This is a genomic window from Vibrio sp. 811 (assembly GCF_033339195.1).
Genome location: NZ_JAWOUB010000731.1, coordinates 1 through 567, shown reverse-complemented (window position 1 = coordinate 567; position 567 = coordinate 1). Strand labels below are relative to the sequence as shown.

Below are 567 nucleotides of genomic sequence, written 5' to 3'. Positions count from 1 at the left end.
ATCGGTGAACACGCGCTAGAACCATTTCGAGGAGGTTTCGGTGTTGGTTGAATGCCGGACAGCCGCAGACTGACCGTTTATAAGGTTATTTCGTTAGCTAATAAGCCTCAAAGTTATGTTCAAAACACATTCCAACAACTGCTAGAAAAAATTGAGCAGTGGCACCTCTTCATTGAACAAACCGATAACGAAGAAGCAATTCCAGAACAATTACCTGCTGGGATTTTCATTTAATCCCGCTAAAAACGACCATGTTTAGAAATGAGTTTATTTTATGTCGACAATTCAAATTAATAGTCAACATCGAGGTAATTTAGACCTCGCAGATATTCAAAATATCAAAACCAATGCCAAAGAAGGCGATACCGTTAACTTTGGCTCTGTATTTGGTAAAGAATACAGCGTTACCAAAAGCAATGATGGTGAAATTAGCCTCAAACAAAAAGAAAATCGCAGCTTTTTTAATCGCTTTTTTAGCAAAACAGATTCGTCGAAAAACAGCGACTTAAAGCTGAACTTGATGAACCAACAACTGCACAAAAAAGAGAACAACGGCAACGTTAAGGT

2 pseudogenes are annotated in these 567 nt (G+C 38.3%); both read left to right on the top strand.

The annotated features are described in order from the left end of the window. Positions 1–234, top strand: a pseudogene (gene ati1, locus R7Q46_RS29105) (Ati1 family type III secretion system chaperone); the annotation flags it as partial. Between the two features lie 40 nt (positions 235–274). Further along, positions 275–567, top strand: a pseudogene (locus R7Q46_RS29100) (endonuclease); the annotation flags it as partial.